The following is a 25,750-nucleotide window of genomic DNA, read 5'->3' on the forward strand; positions in this document are numbered from 1 at the left end:
CACCGTTCAGGCCGCGCTAATAAGGGATAGAACATGATTGACGGTGAAGATCGTCGCCCGGATCCCGATAGCCTGCTGGCTCAGGTCGGTGCGCCACCGCGCGGCAAGCTGAAGATCTTTTTTGGTGCCTGCGCGGGCGTTGGGAAAACCTATGCCATGTTGCAGGAAGCCCAGCGGCTACGGGCGCAGGGATTAGATATTCTTGTCGGCGTGGTCGAAACCCACGGCCGCAGCGAAACCGCCGCGCTGCTGGAGGGTTTACCGCTGCTGCCGCTCAGGCATTTTCGCCATCACGGTCGCCACACGGTTGAATTCGATCTGGATGCGGCACTGGCGCGCTGTCCGGCTCTGATTCTGATCGACGAACTGGCGCACAGTAATGTAAACGGCTCTCGCCACCCAAAACGCTGGCAAGACGTGCAGGAACTGCTCAATGCAGGTATTGATGTCTTTACCACGGTGAATGTTCAGCATCTGGAAAGCCTGAACGATGTGGTCGGCGGCGTCACGGGGATTCGCGTACGGGAAACCGTGCCAGATCCAATCTTCGATCAAGCCAGCGAAGTGATTCTGGTGGACTTGCCGCCGGACGATCTGCGCCAGCGCCTGAATGAGGGCAAAGTGTATCTGCCGCTTCAGGCTGAGCGCGCCATCGAGAACTTTTTCCGTAAAGGCAATTTGATCGCCCTGCGTGAGCTGGCGCTGCGGCGCATGGCGGATCGGGTTGACGATCAAATGCGCGCGATGCGTGCCGGAAAAGGGCGTGAGCAGGTGTGGCATACGCGCGATGCTATTCTGTTATGCATCGGCCACGGCACGGGCAATGAAAAGCTAGTACGTACGGCCGCGCGGCTGGCGGCACGGTTGGGCAGCGCCTGGCACGCCGTTTACGTCGAAACGCCGCGTCTGCACCGTTTGCCCGAACCGCAGCGGCGCGCCATCTTGCGGGCACTCAAGCTGGCACAGGATTTAGGGGCAGAAACCGTTACGCTGTCCGAACCCGACGAAGAGCTTGCCGTCCTACGCTATGCGCGTGAACATAATCTCGGCAAAATCGTCATTGGTCGCCATGTGGAGCAGCGCTTCGGCTGGTGGTGGCGCACCCGCTTTGCCGAACGGCTCGGCAGGCTGGGACCGGACCTCGATCTGGTCGTGGTCGCCGTGCAAGATGACGTGCCAGCCACGCCGATAAAAACACCGGATACCCGCGGATTGGTAGAGAAATGGCGTATGCAGCTGTTTGGCTGTGGGCTCGCCACGCTGCTGTGTGCCTTCATCACCCTGCTCGCCTCGTGGTCGCCATTTGCCATGCTGGAGCCGGTCAATCTGGTGATGATTTATCTGCTAGCCGTGGTGATCGTCGCGCACGTCTTTGGCCGCTGGCCGTCGGTGTTCGCCGCTATCATCAACGTCGCCAGTTTCGACCTCTTCTTTGTCCTGCCGCACGGCACGTTTGCCGTGTCGGATGCGCAATATCTGGTCACGTTTGCCGTGATGCTTAGCGTCGGCTTGCTGGTCGGTAATCTGACCGCTGGCGTACGCTATCAGGCCAGAGTCGCCCGCTATCGCGAGCAGCGCGTCCGCCATCTGTATGAGATGTCCAAGGCGCTAAACCGCAGCCTGTCCAGCACCGATATCGTCGAAGCCAGCCAGCATTTTCTCAGCACGACGTTTCAGGCCAGGATCGCGATTCTGCTCGCCGACAGCCTTCATCATACGTCGCCCAAACTTGCGCAGCCTACACGGGACAGCCAGCAGTTGATTGTCGATCATGCTGTCGCCCGCTGGAGCTTCGATCATCGCGCGCCTGCCGGAGCGGGAACATCCACCCTGCCCGGCGTGTCGTATCAGATCCTGCCGCTCGCCACCACACAGCAAATCTTCGGCGTGTTGGCAATCGAGCCGAATAACGCTCGGCAGTTGATGATCCCCGAGCAGCAGCGCCTGCTGGAAACCTTTACCGTGCTGATTGCTAATGCGCTGGAACGTCTGCACCTGATGCAAAGTACGGAAAATGCCCGGCTGGATGCCGAGCGTGAGCAGTTGCGTAACTCGCTGCTTGCTGCACTTTCCCACGATCTCCGCACACCGCTGACTGTCCTTTTTGGTCAGGCCGAGATTCTGACGTTGAATCTGGCAAGCGTAGGGTCGCCTTATGCTCAGCAAGCCAACCAGATTCGCCAGCACATTTTAAACACCACGCGGCTGGTGAATAATCTTCTCGATATGGCGCGTATTCAGTCGGATGGCTTTAACCTGCGCAAAGAGTGGCAAACGCCGGAGGAGCTTATCGGCAGTGCCCTACAACAGTTGGAAAGCGCACTGGCGAAAAACACCATTCAGGTTAATCTACCTGATGAGATGGTTCTGGTTTATTGTGATGCAGGGCTGGTCGAACGCGTATTCATTAACCTGCTGGAGAATGCGCTGAAGTACGCTGGCGAACAGGCCACCATCGTGATTTCAGCGAGCATTATTTCAGCAAATTGGGTTCCAGAGAGTACAGCCTCACAGCCCGATACGCAGGAAAGCGCGCTGGAAATCATCGTGCAGGACAATGGCCTGGGAATTGAACACGGTCAGGAAAGCATGATTTTTGATAAATTTTCCCGCGGACACAAAGAGTCATCGATTCCCGGCGTGGGACTGGGGCTGGCGATTTGCCGAGCGATTGTGGAAATTCACGGCGGTCGTATCTGGGCAACAAATGCAGAAAACGGCGGCGCGGCTTTCCATTTCACCCTACCGCTGTCGGCACCGCCGGATCTCGAACCAGAAGATATTGAGGAGCACTAAATCCATTGCAGGCCACTATTCTGATCGTTGAAGATGAAAAAGAGATCCGTCGTTTCGTTCGTCAAGCGCTGGAAAGCGAAGGCTGCCGCGTGTTTGACGCCGAAACGATGCAGCGCGGCTTGCTGGAAGCGGCCACGCGCAAACCCGATCTGATTATTCTCGATTTGGGCCTGCCGGACGGCAACGGTATCGACTACATCCGCGATTTACGTCAGTGGAGCAGCCTGCCCGTGATTGTGCTGTCTGCCCGTACCGACGAACAGGATAAAATCGATGCGCTGGATGCCGGTGCCGATGATTACCTGACAAAACCATTCGGCATCGGCGAGCTGCTGGCACGGCTGCGCGTCGCACTGCGTCGCCACAGCAATATGCAGCAGGAAACGCCGCTGGTGAGCTTCAGTAATATTACTGTCGATTTACTTAATCGACAGGTGAATCGCGGTGGTCAGGAACTGCACCTGACGCCTATCGAGTTTCGCCTGCTAGCAACACTGCTCGCCAGCCCCGGCAAAGTGCTGACGCAACGCCAGCTCCTGACGCAGGTTTGGGGGCCGAACGCCGTCGAGCATAGCCACTATTTGCGCATTTATATGGGGCACCTGCGCCAGAAGCTGGAAAGCGATCCCGCAAGACCGCGTCATCTCTTGACTGAAACCGCTATCGGCTATCGTTTTATGCCGTAAAATCCTCTTCCTGTATCAGGCAAGATCCTCTCCGTAGTACGAGACTGTCTTTTCTTCAGGAATATGCCGCCATAAGTAGTTGGTTAATTTACGCTTTGCTGTCTGCCGTGTGCACCGCAAGGTTATTCTGATCGATAATCTCAGCGTGATCTTCGCTGTCGTGCTGGCAGTCATCCTGCTGGGAGAAAAAATTTCGCTGGTGGCGGGAGCTGGAGTGGCGCTGATTTCCGTCGGAGCGCTACTTGTCGCGTTGGGATAAAGGCATTCTGCGTTTTCTGTCCGTACACGATTAAAAATGGTTCATCGCGCTTAAGCGTGAACCAATAGAAAACGGCGGTAAAAGTGGTTAGTTTTGTATTCGCCAAAACACTAACCGACCACTCAACCGCCGTCTGCCATGAATGCTAACCTCTCTTCCCTTTTCTGGGAAGGCTTTACCGTTGACTCCTTTTCCCATTCCTCATCTGATGCGCTGCTTATTACGCTTCGCCCAGAACCCAGTTTTACACCCCAGTGCCGCCGGTGTGGCCGAAGAGACTGTGCCGTTCATGATGTCTCTGTACGTCAGGTTCGTGAGCGGGATTTGCTGCACTGGCGCGTCACGCTTCTGGTTCCTGTTCGTCGTCTTCGCTGCGCCTGCTGCGGTGTTGCCACCGAACGTATCTCCTGGTTGCCTGAGAGGCAGCGTTACACCTCTACATTATCAGTCTGGGTTGAGTCTCTTAGCCGTCTACTCCCCGTGAAGCACGTAGCACAGCTGACAGGCCTGCACTGGCACACCATCAAGAATATCGACCTCCGCCGTTTGCGTCGGGAATTGCAGGAGCCAGAGCGACATACACTTCGTCGCCTGATAATGGATGAGTTCGCCCTGTTTAAAGGTCATCGCTATGCCACTGTGGTCGTGGACGCTGATACGCAGCAGGTGCTGTGGGTCGGGGAAGGTCGCAGCCGCGCGGCCTTCCGCCCGTTCTTCACCTGGCTGGGACCGGAAGGCTGCGCGGCTATCGAGTCTGTCGCAATGGACATGAACACGGCGCTGGACCTTGAAGTCAGGGAGCAATGCCCACAGGCGGAAGTGGTCTATGACTTGTTCCACGTGGTGGCGAAGTTCGGTCGCGAGGTCATCGACAGGGTGCGGGTTGACCAGGCGAATCAGCTACGTGACAACGCGAAAGCCCGGAAGGTTATCAAGCGCAGTCGCTGGCTGTTGCTGCGTAACGCTGAAAATCTGCCAGCAGGTCATGATGTAAAGCTGGCAGAGTTGCTGGAGGCAAACCAGCCGCTGAACACCGTGTACGTGATGAAAACTGCGCTGAAAGAGCTGTGGTATGCGCCGGATAAGGAGGTCGCCCGGCATCGCTGGGATGAATGGTACAGGCAGTCTCAGGAGAGCGATATAAAAGCGCTGCAGCAGTTCGCAGATAAGCTCAAGGGCTACGTGAGCGGGATAATCGCCAGTGCTGAACATCGTCTGAATACGAGTGTGCTGGAGGGGATGAATAACAAAATCAAGGTACTAAAGCGAATGGCTTATGGATACCGGGATAACGACTACTTCTTCCTGAAAATTAAAGCAGCGTTCCCCGGTAAAGCGCGATGAACCTTAAAAAAGGCGCTGCAAGCAGCGCCTTTTCAGACCATTGACAAACCTATTTACCGAATGAAAACGGGCATAACGGAATAGAAGAGTAAAGCGTTTGCGCCAGGGATGGCGCAATCCGAGCGCACAGGGACGTGTTTACAGCGTCTTTACGATCTATCCGTTATTCCCGCTCTACGACTTTGTCAGCAACCTCAAAGGCGCTGCAAGCAGCGCCTTTTCACTTATTTAGCCGTTGCGAGTACCGCACTGACAATCTCTACCGCTTCTTTCTCGATACACTCGCGGTGTTCCACCCCGAGGAAACTTTCACAGTAGATCTTGTAGGCTTCTTCCGTACCGGAAGGACGCGCAGCAAACCAGCCGTTCTCCGTCATCACTTTCAGGCCACCAATCGATGCCCCGTTGCCCGGCGCAGCGGTCAGGCGTGCGGTAATCGGATCGCCAGCCAGCGTGCTGGCTGATACTTGCTCAGGCGACAGCTTAGACAGCACCGCTTTTTGCGCATGCGTCGCGGAAGCCTGAATACGGTTGTAGCTCGGGGCGCCAAAGCGCTGTGCCAGCTCATCATAGTGCTGCTGCGGGTTTTTGCCCGTCACGGCCGTAATTTCCGCCGCCAGCAGACACAGAATGATGCCGTCTTTGTCCGTCGACCACGGCGTGCCGTCAAAGCGCAGGAAAGAAGCCCCAGCACTCTCTTCACCACCGAAGCCAAAGCTACCATCATACAGACCGTCAACGAACCATTTGAAGCCAACCGGCACTTCCACCAGCTTACGGCCCAAATCAGCGACCACGCGGTCGATCATTGCGCTGGATACCAGCGTTTTGCCGACGGCAACAGACTGCCCCCACTGTGGACGATGCTGGAACAGATAGTTGATCGCCACTGCCAGATAATGGTTCGGGTTCATCAGCCCAGAAGGCGTGACAATACCGTGGCGGTCATAGTCAGGATCGTTAGCAAAAGCCAGATCGAATTTGTCACGCAGCGCCAGCAGCCCAGCCATCGCGAATTCTGACGAGCAGTCCATACGGATCACACCGTCGTGATCCAGCGACATAAAGCGGAATGTCTGATCGACGGCATCGTTAACCAGCGTCAAATCCAGCTTGTAGTGCTCTGCGATACGCTGCCAGTAGGCAATGCCGGAACCACCCAGCGGGTCGACGCCCAGCTTCAGACCCGCGCGTTGAATCGCCGCCATGTCCACCACGCTAGCCAGCCCTTCTACATAGGCCTGAACCAAATCCTGTTCATGGACGTGCCCGCTTTTCAATGCCTGATCCAGCGTAATGCGTTTCACGTCACGCAGTTCATCCGCCAGCAACACGTTCGCACGCGTCTCAATCACACTGGTAAGGTTGGTATCCGCAGGGCCACCGTTCGGCGGATTATACTTGATCCCACCATCTTCCGGCGGATTGTGGGACGGCGTAATCACAATGCCATCCGCCAGCGCACCGCCCTGACGATTGTGAACCAGAATCGCGTTAGACACCGCAGGCGTTGGGGTAAAGCCATTATCCAACTGCACGATCACATCCACACCGTTGGCAGCCAACACTTCCAGCACGGAGATAAACGCCGGCTCGGAGAGCGCGTGAGTATCTTTACCAACATAGCACGGGCCGCTGATGCCTTGCTTTTTACGTTCTTCTGCAATCGCCTGCGCAATTGCCAGAATGTGCGGTTCGTTAAAGCTATGACGCCCCGCGCTACCGCGATGGCCAGACGTACCGAATTTCACCGCGTGCGCTGTGTTGCCAACTTCTGGGCGCAGCACATAATATTGTGACGTTAACTGTGCCACATTAATCAAATCGCTCTGCTGGGCAGGCTGTCCGGCCCTTGGGTGATTAGCCATTGGCGCTTCTCCCTAACGCTGTGGTTAGATAAGTGGTTAATAGATAGTTAGATGGTTCCGCACACTTTTTCTGTCAGTTCTGCGGGGAACTGCATTGCCAGCATGATGTGCCCAACCATGCTGCGTTTACGACCGGTATTCGTGTTGGTGATCACCCAGTATGGCGTGCCTGGGATATGTTTGGGCTTGGTGTGTGTGCCATGCTGAAGCAAGGTTTGCTGGTCGCCCGCGAAATAGACTCGGGTGCGGCCATGAAGAGATTCTGTCGCGGCAGCAAATTCCTGCGGCGACAGGGTATACAGCGTGGACAGAACCAGCATAAAGCGATTGATGGCTTTATTCTGTTCAGCGTATTCATCCGACAGCAGCAGCTCACGCAGGGTTCGTACCCGATCGCGCGGGCTCGGCGCAGCCGCAGGCTGAGACGTTGTCGTCGTTGCGGCAGCCGCTACCGCAGGCGTTGTGACAGGCTGCCCAGCAGTAAATTTCAGCATGCGCCGTAAAATATCTGATGCGCTCTCACCAATATGCTGTGTGTGGCTGGCAATATAACGATAAAGCTCTTCGTCGACTTCAATAGTTTTCATCTTTATCCAGTGCTGTTTTTACCCATTATCATGCAAATTACAGAGACGTTCCCCTTCTGTAACCCGACATTGATGGGTAGATGACTCAAATCAAAAGGATTATACAGGCGTTCAAACATTATCGAACAGCGGCATAGTGGGACAATACCAAAAGTCAGACTATGCCCCAATGCCTTTCATTCCTTGCTGCCCCTTCAGTGACAACATTCATTCTAAAGTCATGATACCCTAAGCCCATGTCTCTCTGAATGAACTTCACCATGAAATTGAATCATCGTAGGCTTTATGCGCACCAGCCCACAGATAAACTTCCTGTCATCCTGATTCATGGCCTGTTTGGCACATTAGATAACCTTGGTGTATTGGGCCGGGATTTGCAAAACACGCATGACATTCTGCAAATCGATTTACGCAATCACGGTTTGTCGCCACGTTCATCGCAGATGAACTACCCCGCGATGGCACAGGATGTGCTGGCATTACTGGATGAACTCAACATCGAACGCGCGATTGTTATTGGGCATTCGATGGGCGGAAAAGTCGCCATGGCGCTCAGCGCGCTCATTCCCGAACGGTTGGACAAGTTGGTCGCCATTGATATCGCGCCGGTGGATTATCAGGTGCGCCGCCACGACACTATCTTTGCCGCACTGCGTGCCGTAACCGAAGCGGGTGTGACATCACGCGCGGAAGCGACAGCATTAATGCGACAGCATATAAAAGAAGACGGCGTGATTCAGTTTTTGCTGAAATCCTTCCAACAGGGAGAGTGGTGTTTTAACGTACCTGTTTTGTGGGATGAATACGAAAATATCGTCGGCTGGCAAGACGTTCCAGCCTGGCAAGGGCCAATCCTGTTCATTCGCGGCGGCGATTCTCCCTATCTGGACGATTCCTACCGCGATTCACTGCTTCGCCAGTTCCCGGCGGCGCGTGCGCATGTGATCAGCGGTGCCGGTCACTGGGTTCATTCAGAAAAACCCGATGCGGTTTTGCGCACTATCCACCGTTTTCTGGACACAAATTAACCAGACGATACTGACACTGGCGGATTCACGATAACGGCGACAGTTAACCGTTGTCGCCGCCAGTGCGGCTAGGGTATGATGGCCCCCGCAGTAGAGGGACGGCTGATTCAGCCACAAGCATTGTAACCACTTCATCAGAATGCACGTATAACTTCCCGATATGTTTCACAGATAGAAAACCGCCACCTGACAACCCTGTAGCAGGATGAGAATAGGCATCGGTTTTATCTTTTGAACAAGACGGACAGCGCTGTGTGTTTTGGTCCGAATACCTTGCAGTATCATTACTTATGGCAAAAGAACAAACGGATCGCACCACACTGGATCTGTTCGCAGACGAGCGACGTCCGGGCCGCCCCAAGACCAACCCGCTCACGCGTGACGAACAACTAAGAATCAACAAGCGTAATCAACTACGTCGCGACAAAGTTCGTGGGTTGCGCCGTGTTGAATTAAAGATTAACAGCGACGCCGTCGATATCCTGAACAGCCTTGCTGAAGAGCGGAACATTAGCCGCAGTGAATTGATTGAAGAGATGCTGCTGGCGCAGTTGGCCGAACAGCAATCCTGATTGACGTAATCTGATATTTATATAACGTAGTATTTAAATAACGTTGTATTTAAATAACGTTGTATTCACATCTTGTGCGGCGCCATTCCTGACGCCGCCTGAACATTCACCCAAGATTACACACGCTATCTCAGATTAAAACGACGCTTAGAATTTTTCCCAGTTGTCGTTACTGGGCGGTAGCGCCTTGCCTGTACGCGGTGCAATCACTGGCGTTTTCTGCACCGGTTTTGCCCTCACTTGCAGTCCTGACTGCGTATCAGACAGTTGGAACAGCGATACAGTCTGGTTCAACAGCGCCGCCTGCTCTTCCAGCGACAAGGCTGCTGACGAGGCCTGTTCAACCAACGCGGCGTTTTGCTGCGTTACGCTGTCCATTTCCGCCACCGCCTGACCAACCTGTGCTATCCCTTTGCTTTGTTCTTCCGAGGCAGAGGCAATTTCACCCATGATATCCGTCACGTTGGTTACCGCACGGACGATATCCTGCATGGTGTCACCCGCGTCGATAACCAGATTGGAACCAGTATCCACACAGCGAACAGACTCAGAAATCAGTCCTTCAATCTCTTTCGCCGCCTGCGCACTGCGCTGCGCCAGACTGCGTACTTCGCCCGCCACCACGGCAAACCCGCGACCTTGTTCACCTGCACGCGCCGCTTCTACTGCCGCGTTCAGCGCCAGAATGTTGGTCTGGAACGCGATGCCGTTAATCACGGTGGTGATCTCTGCGATTTTTCTCGAGCTGCCGGAGATTTCCGCCATGGTTTTCACCACGTTCTCAACGATTTCACCCCCCTTCTTCGCCGTTGTCGACGCTTGCAATGCCAGTTGGCTGGCATGGTTGGCGTTTTCGGCGTTCTGTTTCACCGTTGCTGTCAGTTGCTCCATGCTCGCCGCGGTTTCTTCCAGCGCGGAAGCCTGCTCTTCGGTACGTGAAGACAGATCGTTGTTGCCTGCGGCAATCTCAGAAGCACCCTGATAGATGGAATCCGTGCTGTTTCTGATCGTGCTAACCGTGCTGGCCAAACTCCCCTGCATTTCACGCAGCAATGGGAACAAGCGACCGACACAGTTATTACCAAAGTCCAGAATCGGTTTACCCAAATGACCAGAAGCAATCGCGCTAAAGTGATAACGCAGATCGTTCAATGGACGAACCAGACACATCACCAGATAGCGGTCGGTCAGGAACAGCATAATCAGACCGATAACCAATCCACTCAGTAAAATGTTCTGCCCAATCGTGGTGATTTGTTCAAAACGAACACCCGCTGCATCAAATTTCTCTGCGCTGGCGTTACTGAATGCGGAGAGAGAGACGCCAAACTGACGGCTCAATGGCGGCACAACGTTCTTGGCCTGATTTTGGTAGTCATCCAGCGCGTTGGAAGCGGCCTTCTGGTAAAGCGGTTCAACCCCCTGAGTCACGAGGTTATTCCAGTCACGGCTGACGGCCTGTACTAGCGCTGCATCCAGATCCGCATGGTCGATAGCATTAAACGCCACCAAATCAGATTTCAGTTTATCCAGCGCGACAAGTGCTGAAGCCTGCTCTTTATCTGCGGTGGCATTATCACCGCTGCGACGCGCGTCAACCGCACGCGCCAGACGGGTTACCATACGGAAATATTGATCGTTGCCCTGGTTGATAAAATTCATGTTCTGAACCAACAAAGTGCTGGTTTTTGAGGTCGCCGTCATCTCTTTAAAAGAGAACATGGTATATATTGATACGCCCCCCCAAAGAACACAAAAAATGCCCAGCACCCATAGCATCGCGGTTCTGATGGCAATATTTTTTATAAGTTTCATCGTTCACTCCAAATCAGGAAAATGGTTAAAAAGATTTTTATCGCTAATCAACCGATATGAATCAGAAAATTCATAACATGAAACAAGTCACTTCTCCCTAGCGTTCACATTTCACCGAGTTGAAAACTCAAAAACCACGCTAATTCATCGGCTAAATACAGAGAATATTTAGCGTTCTCGCTACATTTATTAATATAAATTTTCATACTGAAAATAAACCCACTTATTTTTATAGATATAAGCTATCTAATCATAGGCTTGCGAGATAATTCACCGCACGCATCCTGCGGGCGTTAGCATGGACATGTTATTAGGCGACAGAGCAGTTTGAATGCAATTTCACTTTATTCTTTAACATCAAAAGAATACCTCCCTTATAGACTTGTATTACTTCAGTTGCAAATGGTTATAATTCTTATTCCCATTCATTGGGGATATTCCCGAGAAATGTGCCAGATTTTCAATTCTATAAAAGCATTATCTTTTGTACGCATTTTATTCCTCACGAATAGTCATCTTCAATTCCATAGTTTTATTATCCACAAACAGAAGCCTGCTTTTAATTACAACCGAAACAAACCATAAAATAAAAAGTACATTCATAAAAAATGAAACGCCGTTATAAATAAATAACCATAAGTCTATTAAGGGAATGTACACATAATCTCAGACGATAACATGATCCCTATTCATTATAGGAAATTTTGCATCAGTCGCGATGTTTTCGTTTTCTGACTTACCTCGCATTTCACACACTCTTGATTTACGCATCCTTACCGATACGAGTTTCTCCCGATGTGAGTGTCTGTTATTATTAACAGATAAGTGGGTGAAATATTACACCATACCATTAGGAATCAAGAGGTTATTCAATTCATGGCACTCATCGGAATATTCTTTGGCAGTGATACTGGCAACACTGAAAACATCGCCAAAACGATTCAACAGCAGTTAGGAACCAACGTCGCTGATGTTCATGACATCGCCAAAAGCAGCAAAGAAGACCTCGAAGGTTTCGATATTCTGCTGCTGGGTATTCCAACCTGGTATTACGGTGAAGCTCAGTGCGATTGGGATGACTTCTTCCCGTCGCTGGAAGAAGTGGATTTCACAGGAAAATTGGTTGCCCTGTTTGGCTGCGGCGATCAGGAAGACTATGCAGAATACTTCTGTGATGCCATGGGCACCATCCGTGACATTATTGAGCCTCGCGGTGCAACAATTATCGGCCACTGGCCAACAGACGGCTATTACTTTGAAGCCTCTAAAGGACTCGCTGACGACAATCACTTCATCGGCTTGGCTATCGATGAAGACCGTCAGCCTGAACTGACCAGCGAACGCGTAACGACGTGGGTGAAACAGATCAGCGATGAGTTGAACCTGGAAGAACTGGTGGGCTAAGCCATTTCGGCTCTGATAATCCCGATCAGAGCCGAAACAGAATTGATAGGTAAAACCTTTGATAATAATTGATACATTTTTTTAACTTCTATCAGTAAACCTGTACAATAATCCCATCGGCTTTGTATGTGCATCAACATTTCCTCATTCATCAACAACGGATTGCGTTGTATACCAATAGTGTGAATGGGGACAATATTGTTAACATTCGCTTGTTTTCATTTTGTATGCGCGGTTCTATAATTGAGACGCTTTTGCATTTTTTGCGCCGACCGATGTCATAGGCTAGGCAGCCTCCATTGATAAGTAAGCAACAGGATTAAACCCGCATGACTGACAACAATACCGCATTAAAGAAGGCCGGCCTAAAAGTCACTCTTCCAAGACTGAAAATACTGGAAGTGTTACAGGACCCTGTCTGCCATCACGTCAGTGCGGAAGATTTATATAAAAAACTGATTGATATGGGCGAAGAGATTGGTCTTGCTACCGTCTATCGCGTACTCAACCAGTTTGATGATGCGGGTATCGTAACCCGTCATAACTTCGAAGGGGGCAAATCCGTCTTTGAATTGACGCAGCAGCATCATCACGATCACTTAATTTGCCTCGACTGTGGCAAAGTCATTGAATTCCGGGATGAATCTATCGAAGCACGTCAGCGCGAGATCGCAGAAAGACACGGCATCAAACTGTCCAACCACAGTCTGTATCTCTATGGGCATTGCAGTGAAGGGGATTGCCGAGAGGATGAAACCCTGCACGATTCCACACGATAAATCGACCGCATAAAAAAATAAAACCGCCTAGGCGGTTTTATTTTTTTCTTCTTACCGGTGCCTTAGCCAACCCAAGTATCTCGTAGCCCAACCGTACGGTTAAACACCAGATGTTCTGCACTGGAGTAAACGCGGTCAGCACAGAAATAGCCTTCGCGCTCAAACTGATACGCTTTCTCTGCTTCTGCCTGCGCCAGGCTTGCTTCTACAAAACCTTGCGTAATTTTCAGTGAGTCTGGATTAATCGTCGATAGGAAGTCTTCCGCCGCGCCTGGGTTTGCCACACTGAACAGGCGATCGTACAAGCGGAATTCAGCTGGTACCGCGTGTGCCGCAGAAACCCAGTGGATAACGCCTTTCACTTTACGACCATCAGCCGGATCTTTGCTCAGCGTTTCCGCATCATAACTACAGTAGATCGTGGTGATAGTACCCTGCTCGTCTTTTTCAATGCGCTCTGCTTTGATCACATAAGCGTTACGCAGACGCACTTCTTTACCCAGCACCAGACGCTTGTACTGCTTGTTGGCTTCTTCACGGAAGTCAGCACGATCGATGTAAACTTCGTGGCTAAATGCGACCTGACGTGAACCCATTTCTGGCTTGTTAGGATGGTTTGGCATCGCAACAAACTCTTCATGCCCGGCGGGCAGATTCTCGATCACAACTTTGACCGGATCCAACACTGCCATGGCACGCGGAGCGTTCTCATTCAGATCGTCACGGATACAGGACTCAAGCGCGGCCATTTCCACGTTGTTATCCTGCTTCGTTACGCCGATGCGCACACAGAATTCACGGATAGAGGCTGCGCTGTAACCACGACGACGCAGACCAGAGATGGTCGGCATACGCGGATCGTCCCATCCTTCAACGACGTTTTCCACCACCAACTGATTCAGCTTACGCTTGGACATAATCGCGTATTCGAGATTGAGGCGGGAGAACTCGTACTGACGCGGATGGCAAGGAATGGTGATGTTATCCAGCACCCAGTCATACAGACGGCGGTTGTCCTGGAATTCCAGCGTACACAACGAATGCGTGATCCCTTCCAGCGCATCGGAAATGCAGTGGGTAAAGTCATACATCGGGTAGATGCACCACTTGTTGCCCGTCTGGTGATGATCGGCAAATTTAATACGATACAACACCGGATCGCGCATCACGATAAAGGACGATGCCATATCGATTTTTGCACGCAGACAGGCTGTACCTTCCGCAAACCCGCCGTTACGCATTTTTTCAAACAGCGTCAGGTTTTCCTGCACGGTGCGATCGCGGTAAGGGCTGTTTTTGCCCGGAGCCGTCAACGTACCGCGGTATTCGCGAATCTGCTCAGGCGTCAGTTCATCAACGTAAGCCAGCCCTTTACCGATCAGTTCAACCGCATAAGCGTGCAGTTGATCGAAATAATCAGAAGAATAGCGAACGTCGCCGCTCCATGAAAAACCCAGCCACTCGACGTCACGTTTGATCGACTCAACGTATTCGATATCTTCTTTTACCGGGTTGGTGTCGTCAAAACGCAGGTTGCATTGCCCCTGATAGTCACGCGCGATACCAAAATTCAGGCAAATAGACTTTGCATGTCCAATATGCAGATAGCCGTTCGGCTCTGGCGGGAAACGCGTCTGAATATGGTCATGCTTACCGGACGCCAGATCTTCATCAATAATCTGACGGATAAAGTTGGTTGGGCGGGCTTCAGCCTCACTCATTCTTCATTCCTCAATGCTAAAACGACGTATAACCGACAATGATCCAACAAGCTACGCTGGGAAACAACCGTTAGTTTCATTTAATTATTCATAACGAAAAAAAAGGGCGAGATTGCTATCTCGCCCTATCCATATCATCGGTATAACACCGCGTTAAACGATCAACATCGTCGTATTACGCCTTGTCATACTATATCTTTTCATACTCCGCTTTCAGCGCGGTCGCTATCGATTCAGCCTGCGTACCCACAACAATCTGTACGCTCTGCTTATTCAGACGAATAACGCCCGCCGCACCAAGACGTTTTGCCTGTGCATCATCAACCAGAGAGGAATCAGCCACGTTCAAACGCAGGCGTGTGATACAGGCATCAATCCCCGTCAGATTAGCTTTTCCGCCCAGCGCCTGCAAATAGCCCCGCGCCAACACCGCTGCATCGCTTGATTTCTCGCCCGCAGACGCCGTACTCACGTCATAGCCATCGGCTTCGCTACCGCTCACAGCCAGTTCACGCCCCGGCGTTAACAGATTGAAGCGAATGATGGTAAAGCGGAACACCACATAGTAAATGACGAAGAATACCAGTCCCTGAGCAAGCAGCATATACCACTGGGTGGCCAGCGGGTTACGTGAGGACAGCACCATATCAACCAGACCCGCACTGAAACCAAAACCGGCGATCCAATGCATGCTGGCCGCGATAAAGACGGAAAAACCGGTCAGCAGCGCATGCAGGAAATACAGCACTGGCGCAACAAACATAAAGGAGAATTCCAGCGGCTCGGTGATCCCAGTAAAGAAGGAGGCAAATGCCGCCGCCAGCATAATCCCGGCCACTTTGCTTTTGTTCTCAGGGCGCGCACAGTGATAAATCGCCAACGCGGCTCCCGGCAGGCCGAACATCATAATCGGGAAAAAGCCTGCCTGATAACGTCCGGTGATCCCCACGACAGCTTTGCCAGAGTCGATAGACTGTTGGCCAGCAAGGAAGTTAGGAATATCGTTGATACCCGCGACATCAAACCAGAACACAGAATTCAGCGCATGGTGCAATCCAACAGGAATCAGCAAGCGGTTAAAGAAGGCATAAACCCCAGCGCCAACCGAACCCAACTGCTGAATGTATTCGCCGAACGATACCAGCGCATTGTAAATCACCGGCCAGACGTACATTAAAATGAACGCGATCAGAATCATCAGGAAAGAAACCAGAATCGGCACCAGACGACGGCCGCTGAAGAACGACAGTGCCTTGGGCAACTCAACCTGACTGAAGCGGTTATACAGCTCGGCGGACATGACACCGACCAGAATCCCGATAAACTGGTTTTCAATCTTGCCAAACGCAGCAGGTACCTGTTCAACAGGGATCCGTTGGATCATGGCAATAACGGCCGGCGAACACAGCGTGGTCAGCACCAGATAACCGACAAAACCGGTCAATGCTGCCGCACCATCTTTATCTTTAGACATACCGTATGCGACACCAACGGCAAACAGCACGGCCATGTGCCCGATAATCGCCTCACCTGATTTGATAAGGAGTGCCGCCAACGCGTTCTCGCTTCCCCAGCCAACCGGATCAATCCAGTAACCTATCCCCATCAGGATAGCGGCAGCAGGCAGCGTCGCGACAGGCACCATCAATGCCCGACCGACTTTTTGTAAATAGCTCAGAGTACTCACTTTTCCCTCTCTTACCTTTGCGAGGTAATGAAATGTTGTGGGGCAAACAAACCTGCCAATAAATTTCACTGCCGAAGAACGTCGCTGTCGAAAACGTCACTGTCGAGAAAACATGGCAGCGGTAGTTCTTAGGGGGAGTGTAAGAAAAATAATTCGCTACACAAATTAAACCCCGTAATTATGTGATAAAAATCACCAAAAAACTGCATACAAAAAGTTTATACCTGAATAAAACCCCAACTTATTTCAAGATTAAAAAAAACGGAGTAGACTAATTTTAATGCATAGACAAAACGCGCAACTGGCGCGATTTGCGCAATAACGTATTTAATTCCACTAAAAATCAGGAGAGCGCCGATGAGACTCATTCCTTTAACTACCGCCGCCGACGTCGGAAAATGGGCCGCCCGCCACATCGTTGAGAAAATCAACGCGTTCAAGCCCAGCGCAGAGCGTCCTTTTATTCTGGGATTGCCGACGGGCAGTTCACCGTTGGAGGCCTACAAATCACTGGTCGCCATGCACAAAACCGGTCTGGTGAGCTTCAAACACGTCATCACTTTCAATATGGATGAATATGTCGGCCTGCCGACCGATCACCCAGAAAGCTATCATACCTTCATGCATCAGAATTTTTTCAATCACGTTGATATTCCGCGTGAAAACATTAACCTGTTGAACGGCAACGCAGAAGACACCACAGCAGAATGTCGCCGCTATGAAGAGAAAATAAAGTCCTACGGGAAAATTCATCTTTTCATGGGCGGCGTGGGCAATGATGGACATATCGCCTTCAATGAACCCGCCTCCTCTCTGGCCTCCCGCACCCGCATCAAAACGTTGACAGAAGAAACCCGTATCGCCAATTCCCGTTTCTTCGGCGGGGACGTCAATCTGGTGCCTAAATTTGCCCTGACCGTGGGTGTCGGTACGCTGCTTGATGCCGAAGAAGTGATGATTCTGGTGACCGGTCGTAACAAGGCGCAGGCGCTACAGGCTGCGGTAGAAGGCAATGTTAACCATATGTGGACTATCAGCTGTCTGCAACTTCACGCTAAAGCCATCATGGTTTGTGACGAGCCTTCAACAATGGAGCTGAAGGTAAAAACCGTTAAATATTTCCGTGAGTTAGAAACGGAAAGCATGAAAAATCTCTAACCGATGCGGGAGTCGATGATGTACGCATTAACCCATAGCCGGATTTTCACTGGCCACCAGATTTTGGATAATCACGCCGTCGTGATTGCTGATGGGATGATCGAGCGAGTCTGCCCACTTGCCGAGCTTCCTGCCTGCATTGAACAACACGACCTGAGCGGTGCGTTCCTCGCCCCGGGTTTTATCGATCTCCAGTTGAACGGCTGCGGCGGCGTGCAGTTCAACGACTCGCTGGACACGATCTCCGTCAAGACGCTAGAGATCATGCAGCAGGCGAACGAGCGTTCAGGCTGCACCAGTTTTTTACCTACGCTGATTACCTCCAGCGATGCATTTATGAAGCACAGCATCGATGTGATGAGAGACTGGCTGGCGCAGAATAAGCATCAGGCGCTTGGGCTTCATCTCGAAGGTCCGTGGCTGAATGTACTCAAGAAAGGCACGCATGACCCTGCCTTTATTCGCAAACCAACGCAGGAGCTCGTCGACTTCCTGTGCGCCAACGCAGATGCCATTACGAAAATCACGCTGGCACCGGAAGAAGTCGAACCGTCGGTTATCCGCCAGCTAACAGCGGCGGGCATTATCGTTTCTGCCGGGCATTCCAACGCCACCTGGGAACAGGCAAAGCTGGGTTTTGCCGCTGGTATTCGTTTCGCTACCCACCTGTTCAACGCCATGCCGTATCTGACCGGCCGCGAACCCGGATTGGTCGGCGCGATTTACGACGCCCCGGAAGTCTATTGCGGTATTATCGCGGATGGACGACACGTTGACTGGGCCACTATTCGCAACAGTAAACGTATCAAGGGCGATAAGCTGGTGCTGGTGACCGACGCCACGGCACCGGCCGGTGCGGATATTGACCAGTTCATTTTTGCTGGTAAAACCATATACTACCGCGATGGTATTTGTGTCGATGAACACGGCACTCTGAGCGGTTCGGCACTGACCATGATCGAAGCCGTGCGTAATAGCGTCGAACATGCGGGTATCGCGCTGGATGAAGCAATTCGGATGGCAACGCTCTATCCTGCTCGCGCCATCGGCGTGGATAAGCAGTTAGGTAGCATTGAAAGCGGTAAAGTGGCCAACCTGACCGTCTTTGACCGTGACTATCACATTCTCAAGACGTTTGTTAACGGTAATCCTGTTTGGGGATAAAACGAGAAACGCCTTGGGGTAAAGCGGAAATACCTAGGGGTAAACTGAGATAAGGTTTACCCCTACGTTGAGTTAAACCTAAGCGAGTAACTTCTTAATGACCACAGGCGGACAAGCGCAGATAGGGAATGTCGATCTGGTTAAACAATTAAACAGTGCGGTGGTTTACCGCCTGATTGACCAGCAGGGTCCGATCTCACGAATTCAGATAGCAGAACAGAGCCAGCTTGCCCCCGCCAGCGTGACCAAAATCACCCGCCAGCTTCTGGAACGTGGGCTCATCAAAGAAGTCGATCAACAGGCCTCCACCGGTGGCAGACGCGCCATTTCGATTATCACCGAAAACCGCCCTTTCCATACCATAGCGGTACGCCTTGGTCGCTATGACGTCACTATTGCGCTGTACGATTTGCAGGGAAAAGCGCTGGAAGAAGCGCACTACGATCTGCAAGAAAAAACGCAGGAGTCGCTAGAAGCCGCACTCTTTCACGTTATCAGCGGCTTTATCGCCAGCCATCAACGCCGTATTCGCGAGCTCATTGCGATCTCGGTTGTTCTGCCGGGGCTGGTTGATCCCGTTGCGGGCATCGTCCGCTATATGCCACACATCAGCGTGAATAACTGGCAACTGGTCGAAAATCTGCAACGTCACTTCAACGTCACCAGCTTTGTCGGTCACGATATCCGCAGCCTGGCGCTGGCAGAACACTATTTCGGTGCCACCCACGATTCACTGGATTCCATCCTGGTACGCGTCCATCGCGGCACAGGCGCGGGTATTCTCGTCAACGGGCAAATTTTTCTCGGCAGTAACGGCAACGTGGGCGAGATCGGCCATATTCAGATCGATCCACTTGGCGATCGCTGCCACTGCGGCAATTTCGGCTGTCTGGAAACCGTCGTCGCCAACGCCGCCATTGAACAACGCGTACAACACCTGCTGGGTCAGGGCTACCCCAGCAAGCTTTCTACCGATAGCTGTACGATTTCTGCAATTTGCAAAGCGGCAAACCGCGGTGATGCCCTCGCCCGTGAAGTTATCGAACAGGCCGGACTCAATCTGGGCAAAGCACTGTCCATCGCGATCAATCTGTTCAATCCTCAGAAAGTCGTGATTGCTGGTGAAATCACCGAAGCAGAAAAAACGCTGCTTCCTGCGATCCAACGCTGCATCAACGCGCAGGTGCTGAAAGAATTTCGTCACAACCTGCCGATTGAGGTCTCCAGCCTCAACCACCTTTCCGCTATCAGCGCGTTCGCGTTGGTCAAACGGGCGATGCTAAACGGTGTGTTGCTACAGCAATTGCTCGAAAACGCCTGATTCCCTTTCTAGCCGGATTATGTAATCACTAAAAATCCGGCCTTTCCCTTCTATGAATTTGACGAATCAACACCAAAAAACCGAATAAATTAACGAAACGCCATGCTTATGGCTTTTTTCATTAAATAATATTGAATTCCTATGGCACTTTGATGCTAAATCAATGGCACTGAGTTCGAATCTGTCATTACTGGGAGTCATGTATGTGTTCTATTTTTGGTGTGCTTGATCTGAAAAGCGATCCTGTTGAACTGCGTAAGAAAGCGCTGGAATTATCCCGTTTGATGCGTCACCGCGGGCCAGACTGGTCCGGCGTTTATGCCAGCGACAAAGCCATTCTGGCTCACGAACGTCTGTCTATCGTTGACGTCAACACGGGTGCACAGCCGCTTTACAACGCCGAGCGCACCCACATTCTGGCCGTTAACGGTGAAATTTATAACCATCAGGCATTGCGTCAGCAATACGGTGACCGTTACGCGTTCCAGACTGGCTCCGACTGCGAAGTGATTCTGGCGCTGTATCAGGAAAAAGGCCCTGAATTCCTGGATGAACTGCGCGGCATGTTCGCCTTTGCCCTGTATGACAGCGAAAAAGACGCCTACCTGATTGGCCGTGATCACCTCGGCATCATCCCGCTGTACATGGGTTACGATGAGCACGGCAACCTGTATGTCGCTTCTGAAATGAAAGCGCTGGTGCCGGTTTGCCGCACCATCAAAGAATTCCCGGCTGGCAGCTACCTGTGGAGCAAAGACGGCGAAATTCGCGAGTATTACCAGCGCGACTGGTTTGATTACGACGCCGTAAAAGACAACGAAACGGATAAAGAAGCGCTGCGCGATGCGCTGGAAGAAGCGGTGAAAAGCCACCTGATGTCTGACGTGCCCTACGGCGTGTTGCTCTCTGGCGGTCTGGATTCCTCCGTTATCTCAGCAATCACCAAAAAATATGCGGCACGTCGCGTAGAAGATGACGAGCGTAGTGAAGCCTGGTGGCCTCAGTTGCACTCTTTCGCCGTCGGTTTGGAAGGTGCACCAGATTTGAAAGCCGCGCAAGAAGTCGCTAACCACTTGGGCACCGTGCACCACGAAATTCACTTCACCGTGCAGGAAGGGCTGGATGCGATTCGCGACGTGATTTATCACATCGAAACCTATGACGTCACCACGATTCGCGCCTCAACGCCGATGTACCTGATGTCCCGTAAAATCAAAGCCATGGGCATCAAGATGGTGCTGTCAGGCGAAGGGTCTGACGAAGTGTTCGGCGGTTACCTCTATTTCCACAAAGCGCCAAACGCCAAAGAATTGCATGAAGAAACCGTGCGTAAGCTGCTGGCACTGCACCAGTACGACTGCGCCCGTGCGAACAAAGCGATGTCAGCCTGGGGTGTGGAAGCTCGCGTACCGTTCCTGGACAAAAACTTCCTCGATGTCGCGATGCGCATCAACCCACGCGACAAAATGTGTGGCAACGGCAAGATGGAAAAACACATCCTGCGCGAGTGCTTTGAATCTTATCTGCCGCACAGCGTTGCATGGCGCCAGAAAGAACAGTTCTCTGACGGCGTAGGCTACAGCTGGATTGATACGCTGAAAGAAGTAGCGGCTCAACAGGTTACCGATCAGCAGTTGGAGACAGCTCGCTTCCGCTTCCCGTACAACACGCCAAGCTCCAAAGAAGCGTATTTGTACCGTGAAATCTTCGAAGAGTTGTTCCCGGTTCCAAGCGCAGCAGAATGCGTACCGGGTGGCCCGTCTGTCGCCTGTTCGTCAGCTAAAGCGATTGAGTGGGATGAATCTTTCAAGAAACTGGATGATCCATCAGGCCGTGCGGTTGGCGTACACCAGTCAGCCTACAAATAATTCGATTTAATTTCTTCAATCAACGGGCCTTTCATGGCCCGTTTTTGTATGCTTAATTGACTGGGAATGCGTGCTTTTTGGCGTTTTTCTCACCATACTGTTCACAACCCAAACAAACGGTACATTGAGGGCACTTTTCGGGAAAAAACTAGTTGACGCAATTAGGCCAACTACGCATAATGCGCCCCGCAACGCCGATGAAGGTGACGCGGAAAAGATGGCTACGTAGCTCAGCTGGTTAGAGCACAGCACTCATAATGCTGGGGTCACAGGTTCGATTCCCGTCGTAGCCACCATCTTTTTTGCGGGAGTGGCGAAATTGGTAGACGCACCAGATTTAGGTTCTGGCGCCGCAAGGTGTGCGAGTTCAAGTCTCGCCTCCCGCACCATATCATCTTCTCGGTCTGACATCGCTTTTCGAAGCTTGTTAGTGTTTTGTAGTGATTGGGGTATCGCCAAGCGGTAAGGCACCGGTTTTTGATACCGGCATTCCCTGGTTCGAATCCAGGTACCCCAGCCATTTCAAAACATATGCTGAAAAATTCGTTGTCCTGTTGGGGTATCGCCAAGCGGTAAGGCACTGGTTTTTGATACCAGCATTCCCTGGTTCGAATCCAGGTACCCCAGCCATATACTTGATAGTAGAAGATTTGTTGAAGTAAAGTAACATTAGCAGTACATTTGGCTACGTAGCTCAGCTGGTTAGAGCACAGCACTCATAATGCTGGGGTCACAGGTTCGATTCCCGTCGTAGCCACCATATTTTTGGGGTATCGCCAAGCGGTAAGGCACCGGATTCTGATTCCGGCATTCCGAGGTTCGAATCCTCGTACCCCAGCCAAATAAAGCTGGTAAAACAGCAAAGAAACGGGGCGACAATCGAAAGATGTCGCCCCGTTTTGTTATGTCATGCGACAAAAATTTTAACGCTCACCCTACGGTTACTCCCCTTCTCTATTTTAAATACGAAGTTCCCCCTTCAATAGGCGGAAACAACACTCTACTCTTCTACTTGGCCCCAAGCATTTCCCTAAAGCTCGTCAGAAAGCCATAGCGCCACGCAAAATAAATTCCTAAGCCCGAGGCGATATGCTGTCATATCTCACGATACGAAGCCCTTGAGGGCGTTTCACGCCAAGTGAAGAATCCGCTCTATCCAACGTATGTAAAAATCCCATCTGGAAGTGATTCGGGAGGACTCCCCGTTCTTGTCATGATCCTAAATAGCTTCGCCTAATACCGCTCCACTTTAGCCAGACCATGCTGATTGCCGGGGAACGGTGAAGCGGCATTCATAAATAATTTTACCTGTTCCAGTAACTGCCACATATACCGGCACTGATGGTTACGCGTTATCGTTTCGTGTAACGACAACCACAGCAACTCGATTGGATTCAGCCACGGCGAATACGTGGGCAGGAACAACAACCGGAACTTCGTATTTTTTCCCAGCCACTTTTTCACCTTGTGGCTTTTATGAATGATGTAATTATCAACGACCAGCGTAATGGTTTTCGCTCGCCGATATGTCCGCCGTAATGTCTCTAACAGATTGATAAATAAATCAGAACACTTTTTACTGCCGCCAACGTAATGAACTCGTCCCGTATCCGAATGCAGTGCCCCTGCCAGATAATACTTTTGGTTCTGTCCCGGCGTAGTAATACGTTTCTGTTGCCCTTTGAGCATCCAGTCCGCGCCGATTTTCGGGTTCAGGTCGATATCTACTTCATCCTGATAAAACACGGGATGCTCTGTTTGTTTCCGAGAGACCGCTTGTTCGATGGCGAGTCGTTTTTCCTCATAATCTGGGTCTTTGATTTTCAGTGTTGGCGCGGCTCTGCGCCAGACAATGCCCGCTCGTCTCAGATAGCGATGCAACGTGGAAGGATGCAGCGCCACGTTAAAAAGCCGGTTAACGATAAGTGCCAACAACTCGGTGCTCCAGCGGGAGCGCAGCCAGCCAAAATCCTGAGGAGAGCGTTGAATAAGAAGCGGTAGCATATGCAGGATATCAGCGACTGGCCAGCGCGGTGCTCGTCCGGCTTTGAGGCTCTTTAGTCCTTCAACACCATGTAAAGTAAACCAATTTATCCACCTTCCAACGGATGAGCGGGCCGCACAAAGCAGTCTGGCAACGTCGGTGACAGTCATTCCCCGATGCAGCATCAGTATGGCGATGAGTCGTCTGGAGTAATTTTTATCATGTGTCTGTTGGGCTTCTTTACGCATTAGTCGTCGTTCTTCATCAGGGATTGCTGCTATGATCGGCATCGCTCAGTCCGGTTGGTGATTTGTTTTGATTTGGCGATTGATCAGATCGCACAACTCGGACTGAGTTCCCTTCAAGTGATCTACTATTTGGCGAAGTTATTTAGTTCACCGATACGCCTATTTTTCATACGAATACCAACAGAGTTGAAATTGTAATATTCAGAAACATAGGGCATCATTTGCAACCAAGCACGGTTTAAAACGCATGTTCTACGAAGTTGAATTTCTGACTGACGTGATTGTTGCATCCGTTCAATGCGATCATGCCTAAGCTTGATGAAGTGGCAGACGGCAAGTGGCTGGTTGAAATTGAAGGTAAAATTAGTATCCGCGATCTGACCCATAACCTATATCCCTGTGGGCAAAGTGCGCGTTAGCGGGATTGATATGGAATTCGATTGTAGGATTGATGTTTATCAAAAATAACAACCACCAATTTTAAATAAGGAATAGTTTAATGGCTGAAAGATCTATCGGCGAAGAAATAAAAGACAAAGCAGATTATTTATTAAGCAAAGGAATAATAGAATCTTACCTGCATAAACATATATTCTCACTTATTGAACTAGGCGAAGTAAAATCATCTGGAAAAATAGTAGACTCTATATTGGATAATTTTCAAAAAAATGAATTAACCAATAAAAAAGACCCTGATGAAAAAGAGTACTTTTTTAAAAAAATATCACAACTAAATAAAGATAAAATAATTCTTTCAGAGGAAAATTCGCATCTTAAAGAACAACAAAAAATATATAAGTCAGAATTTGACATAGTCATGAGAAAAATTCATGAAAAAGAAAATGAGATTAAAAAGCTAACTGAAGAAAATAAAGAACTGAGAGAAAAAACACAACAATCAAAAATTGATAAGAACATATCTGGGTATGTGGACTCAGTAAAAGAAAAACTAAATATTGATGATAGATTTTTCATAATAATGTCGCATATTTGGTCAGGCTGCGGCATGTTATTTTGTATTGGAGCAATAGCAGCAGCATTTTGTACATTCATAGCAGGTATTGACACCCTTTTAAAAAATGAAGAATTAAACTCAGTGAGTATATTTTACTTATTTACACGCGGCCTGTTAGGAATTGGCTTACTTTCGTGGCTTTCCTATGTCTGTTTCAGCAATTCAAGACGTTACACTCACGAATCAATTCGGCGAAAAGACCGCCAACATGCATTGATGTTCGGGCAAATTTTCCTACAGATTTTTGGCGGAACAGCTTCAAAAGAAGATGCGATCCATGTATTTAAAGACTGGAATATGTCCGGTGATACCGCATTTTCTGGTAAAACAGAACAACCGCCATCCGTTCATGGATTGTTAGCACAAATAAAAAATATGCTGCCAGCAAAATCTGACAATGCTACTGATACAAGTAAAAAAGAAGATAGTAACTAACAAAAGGGAAG

The 25,750-nt window shown here is 50.7% G+C and carries 19 protein-coding genes, 6 tRNA genes and 2 pseudogenes; 20 read left to right on the top strand and 7 right to left on the bottom strand.

Going from position 1 to position 25,750, the window contains the following annotated elements; translation table 11 throughout:
* Positions 1-33: 33 nt before the first annotated feature.
* The 4 genes and pseudogenes from kdpD to DMB82_RS14315 all read left to right on the top strand — a co-directional run bounded on the left by kdpD (position 34) and on the right by DMB82_RS14315 (position 5,085).
* Complete coding sequence (gene kdpD, locus DMB82_RS14300) at positions 34-2,796, top strand: two-component system sensor histidine kinase KdpD (protein WP_102116672.1); 2,763 nt, start codon at positions 34-36, stop codon at positions 2,794-2,796.
* Positions 2,797-2,801: 5 nt separating this feature from the next.
* Positions 2,802-3,482 (top strand): two-component system response regulator KdpE, encoded by a 681-nt coding sequence (gene kdpE / locus DMB82_RS14305; RefSeq protein ID WP_102116673.1) that lies wholly within the window; start codon positions 2,802-2,804, stop codon positions 3,480-3,482.
* 118 nt (positions 3,483-3,600) lie between these two features.
* A pseudogene (locus DMB82_RS14310) lies at positions 3,601-3,741 on the top strand (EamA family transporter); the annotation flags it as partial.
* 138 nt (positions 3,742-3,879) lie between these two features.
* Positions 3,880-5,085, top strand: coding sequence for an ISL3 family transposase (locus DMB82_RS14315; protein ID WP_102119601.1), 1,206 nt, complete (start codon positions 3,880-3,882; stop codon positions 5,083-5,085).
* A gap of 224 nt (positions 5,086-5,309) precedes the next feature.
* Here the strand turns inward: DMB82_RS14315 and pgm are convergent, their stop codons facing one another.
* Together pgm and seqA are read right to left on the bottom strand one after the other, a co-directional pair.
* Positions 5,310-6,953 (bottom strand): phosphoglucomutase (alpha-D-glucose-1,6-bisphosphate-dependent), encoded by a 1,644-nt coding sequence (gene pgm / locus DMB82_RS14320; protein WP_116164316.1) that lies wholly within the window; start codon positions 6,951-6,953, stop codon positions 5,310-5,312.
* 47 nt (positions 6,954-7,000) lie between these two features.
* Positions 7,001-7,540: a replication initiation negative regulator SeqA gene (gene seqA, locus DMB82_RS14325; RefSeq protein ID WP_116164318.1), complete on the bottom strand. Its 540-nt coding sequence runs from the start codon at positions 7,538-7,540 to the stop codon at positions 7,001-7,003.
* Positions 7,541-7,800: 260 nt separating this feature from the next.
* Between seqA and ybfF the strand changes: the two genes are divergently transcribed.
* Together ybfF and ybfE are read left to right on the top strand one after the other, a co-directional pair.
* On the top strand, positions 7,801-8,568 hold the full coding sequence (ybfF, locus tag DMB82_RS14330; RefSeq protein ID WP_102116675.1) for an esterase: 768 nt from the start codon (positions 7,801-7,803) through the stop codon (positions 8,566-8,568).
* A gap of 290 nt (positions 8,569-8,858) precedes the next feature.
* Positions 8,859-9,140, top strand: coding sequence for a LexA regulated protein (gene ybfE / locus DMB82_RS14335; protein ID WP_010285457.1), 282 nt, complete (start codon positions 8,859-8,861; stop codon positions 9,138-9,140).
* Positions 9,141-9,287: 147 nt separating this feature from the next.
* On the opposite strand, the gene DMB82_RS14340 is transcribed toward ybfE, so the two are convergent.
* Complete coding sequence (locus DMB82_RS14340) at positions 9,288-10,955, bottom strand: methyl-accepting chemotaxis protein (RefSeq protein WP_116156546.1); 1,668 nt, start codon at positions 10,953-10,955, stop codon at positions 9,288-9,290.
* Positions 10,956-11,831: 876 nt separating this feature from the next.
* Between DMB82_RS14340 and fldA the strand changes: the two genes are divergently transcribed.
* Positions 11,832-12,359, top strand: coding sequence for a flavodoxin FldA (gene fldA, locus DMB82_RS14345; RefSeq protein ID WP_102116677.1), 528 nt, complete (start codon positions 11,832-11,834; stop codon positions 12,357-12,359).
* Between the two features lie 329 nt (positions 12,360-12,688).
* Entirely contained in the window at positions 12,689-13,138 is a 450-nt protein-coding gene (gene fur, locus DMB82_RS14350) for a ferric iron uptake transcriptional regulator (RefSeq protein WP_039356497.1), read from the top strand.
* 62 nt (positions 13,139-13,200) lie between these two features.
* Here the strand turns inward: fur and glnS are convergent, their stop codons facing one another.
* Positions 13,201-14,859, bottom strand: coding sequence for a glutamine--tRNA ligase (glnS, locus tag DMB82_RS14355; protein WP_116164320.1), 1,659 nt, complete (start codon positions 14,857-14,859; stop codon positions 13,201-13,203).
* Between the two features lie 190 nt (positions 14,860-15,049).
* Positions 15,050-16,546, bottom strand: a complete 1,497-nt coding sequence (nagE, locus tag DMB82_RS14360; protein WP_102116679.1) for an N-acetylglucosamine-specific PTS transporter subunit IIBC — start codon at positions 16,544-16,546, stop codon at positions 15,050-15,052.
* A gap of 357 nt (positions 16,547-16,903) precedes the next feature.
* Between nagE and nagB the strand changes: the two genes are divergently transcribed.
* The 10 genes from nagB to DMB82_RS14410 all read left to right on the top strand — a co-directional run bounded on the left by nagB (position 16,904) and on the right by DMB82_RS14410 (position 22,898).
* A complete protein-coding gene (gene nagB, locus DMB82_RS14365; protein ID WP_102116680.1) occupies positions 16,904-17,704 on the top strand; it encodes a glucosamine-6-phosphate deaminase in 801 nt (266 codons plus the stop codon).
* 18 nt (positions 17,705-17,722) lie between these two features.
* Positions 17,723-18,868, top strand: a complete 1,146-nt coding sequence (nagA, locus tag DMB82_RS14370) for an N-acetylglucosamine-6-phosphate deacetylase (protein WP_116156543.1) — start codon at positions 17,723-17,725, stop codon at positions 18,866-18,868.
* 97 nt (positions 18,869-18,965) lie between these two features.
* On the top strand, positions 18,966-20,189 hold the full coding sequence (gene nagC / locus DMB82_RS14375; RefSeq protein WP_116164322.1) for a DNA-binding transcriptional regulator NagC: 1,224 nt from the start codon (positions 18,966-18,968) through the stop codon (positions 20,187-20,189).
* A gap of 203 nt (positions 20,190-20,392) precedes the next feature.
* The gene (gene asnB, locus DMB82_RS14380) at positions 20,393-22,057 is read left to right on the top strand and encodes an asparagine synthase B (protein WP_116164324.1); all 1,665 of its coding nucleotides are present in this window, start codon (positions 20,393-20,395) and stop codon (positions 22,055-22,057) included.
* Positions 22,058-22,276: 219 nt separating this feature from the next.
* Positions 22,277-22,353, top strand: a tRNA-Met gene (locus tag DMB82_RS14385).
* 8 nt (positions 22,354-22,361) lie between these two features.
* Positions 22,362-22,446 (top strand) — tRNA-Leu (locus DMB82_RS14390).
* 56 nt (positions 22,447-22,502) lie between these two features.
* A tRNA-Gln gene (locus DMB82_RS14395) sits at positions 22,503-22,577 on the top strand.
* Between the two features lie 35 nt (positions 22,578-22,612).
* Positions 22,613-22,687, top strand: a tRNA-Gln gene (locus DMB82_RS14400).
* Between the two features lie 53 nt (positions 22,688-22,740).
* Positions 22,741-22,817: transfer RNA gene (locus tag DMB82_RS14405), tRNA-Met, on the top strand.
* A gap of 6 nt (positions 22,818-22,823) precedes the next feature.
* Positions 22,824-22,898, top strand: a tRNA-Gln gene (locus DMB82_RS14410).
* Between the two features lie 392 nt (positions 22,899-23,290).
* On the opposite strand, the gene DMB82_RS14415 is transcribed toward DMB82_RS14410, so the two are convergent.
* Both DMB82_RS14415 and DMB82_RS14420 read right to left on the bottom strand, forming a co-directional pair.
* Positions 23,291-24,331 carry an IS630 family transposase gene (locus tag DMB82_RS14415; RefSeq protein ID WP_228399992.1) on the bottom strand — a complete coding sequence of 347 codons (1,041 nt, stop codon included), beginning with the start codon at positions 24,329-24,331 and terminating at the stop codon, positions 23,291-23,293.
* Positions 24,332-24,414: 83 nt separating this feature from the next.
* Positions 24,415-24,675 (bottom strand): hypothetical protein, encoded by a 261-nt coding sequence (locus DMB82_RS14420; RefSeq protein ID WP_167469148.1) that lies wholly within the window; start codon positions 24,673-24,675, stop codon positions 24,415-24,417.
* On the opposite strand from DMB82_RS14420, the pseudogene DMB82_RS14425 reads away from it, so the two are divergent.
* Positions 24,601-24,757: pseudogene (locus DMB82_RS14425) on the top strand (S24/S26 family peptidase); the annotation flags it as partial. The gene DMB82_RS14420 and the pseudogene DMB82_RS14425 sit on opposite strands and share 75 nt — an antisense overlap.
* 31 nt (positions 24,758-24,788) lie before the next feature.
* Positions 24,789-25,739 (top strand): hypothetical protein, encoded by a 951-nt coding sequence (locus DMB82_RS14430; protein WP_228399998.1) that lies wholly within the window; start codon positions 24,789-24,791, stop codon positions 25,737-25,739.
* The last annotated feature ends 11 nt before the right edge of the window (positions 25,740-25,750 follow it).

Origin of the sequence: Pectobacterium aquaticum (genome assembly GCF_003382565.3) — a bacterium.
Taxonomy (GTDB): Bacteria; Pseudomonadota; Gammaproteobacteria; order Enterobacterales; family Enterobacteriaceae; genus Pectobacterium; species Pectobacterium aquaticum.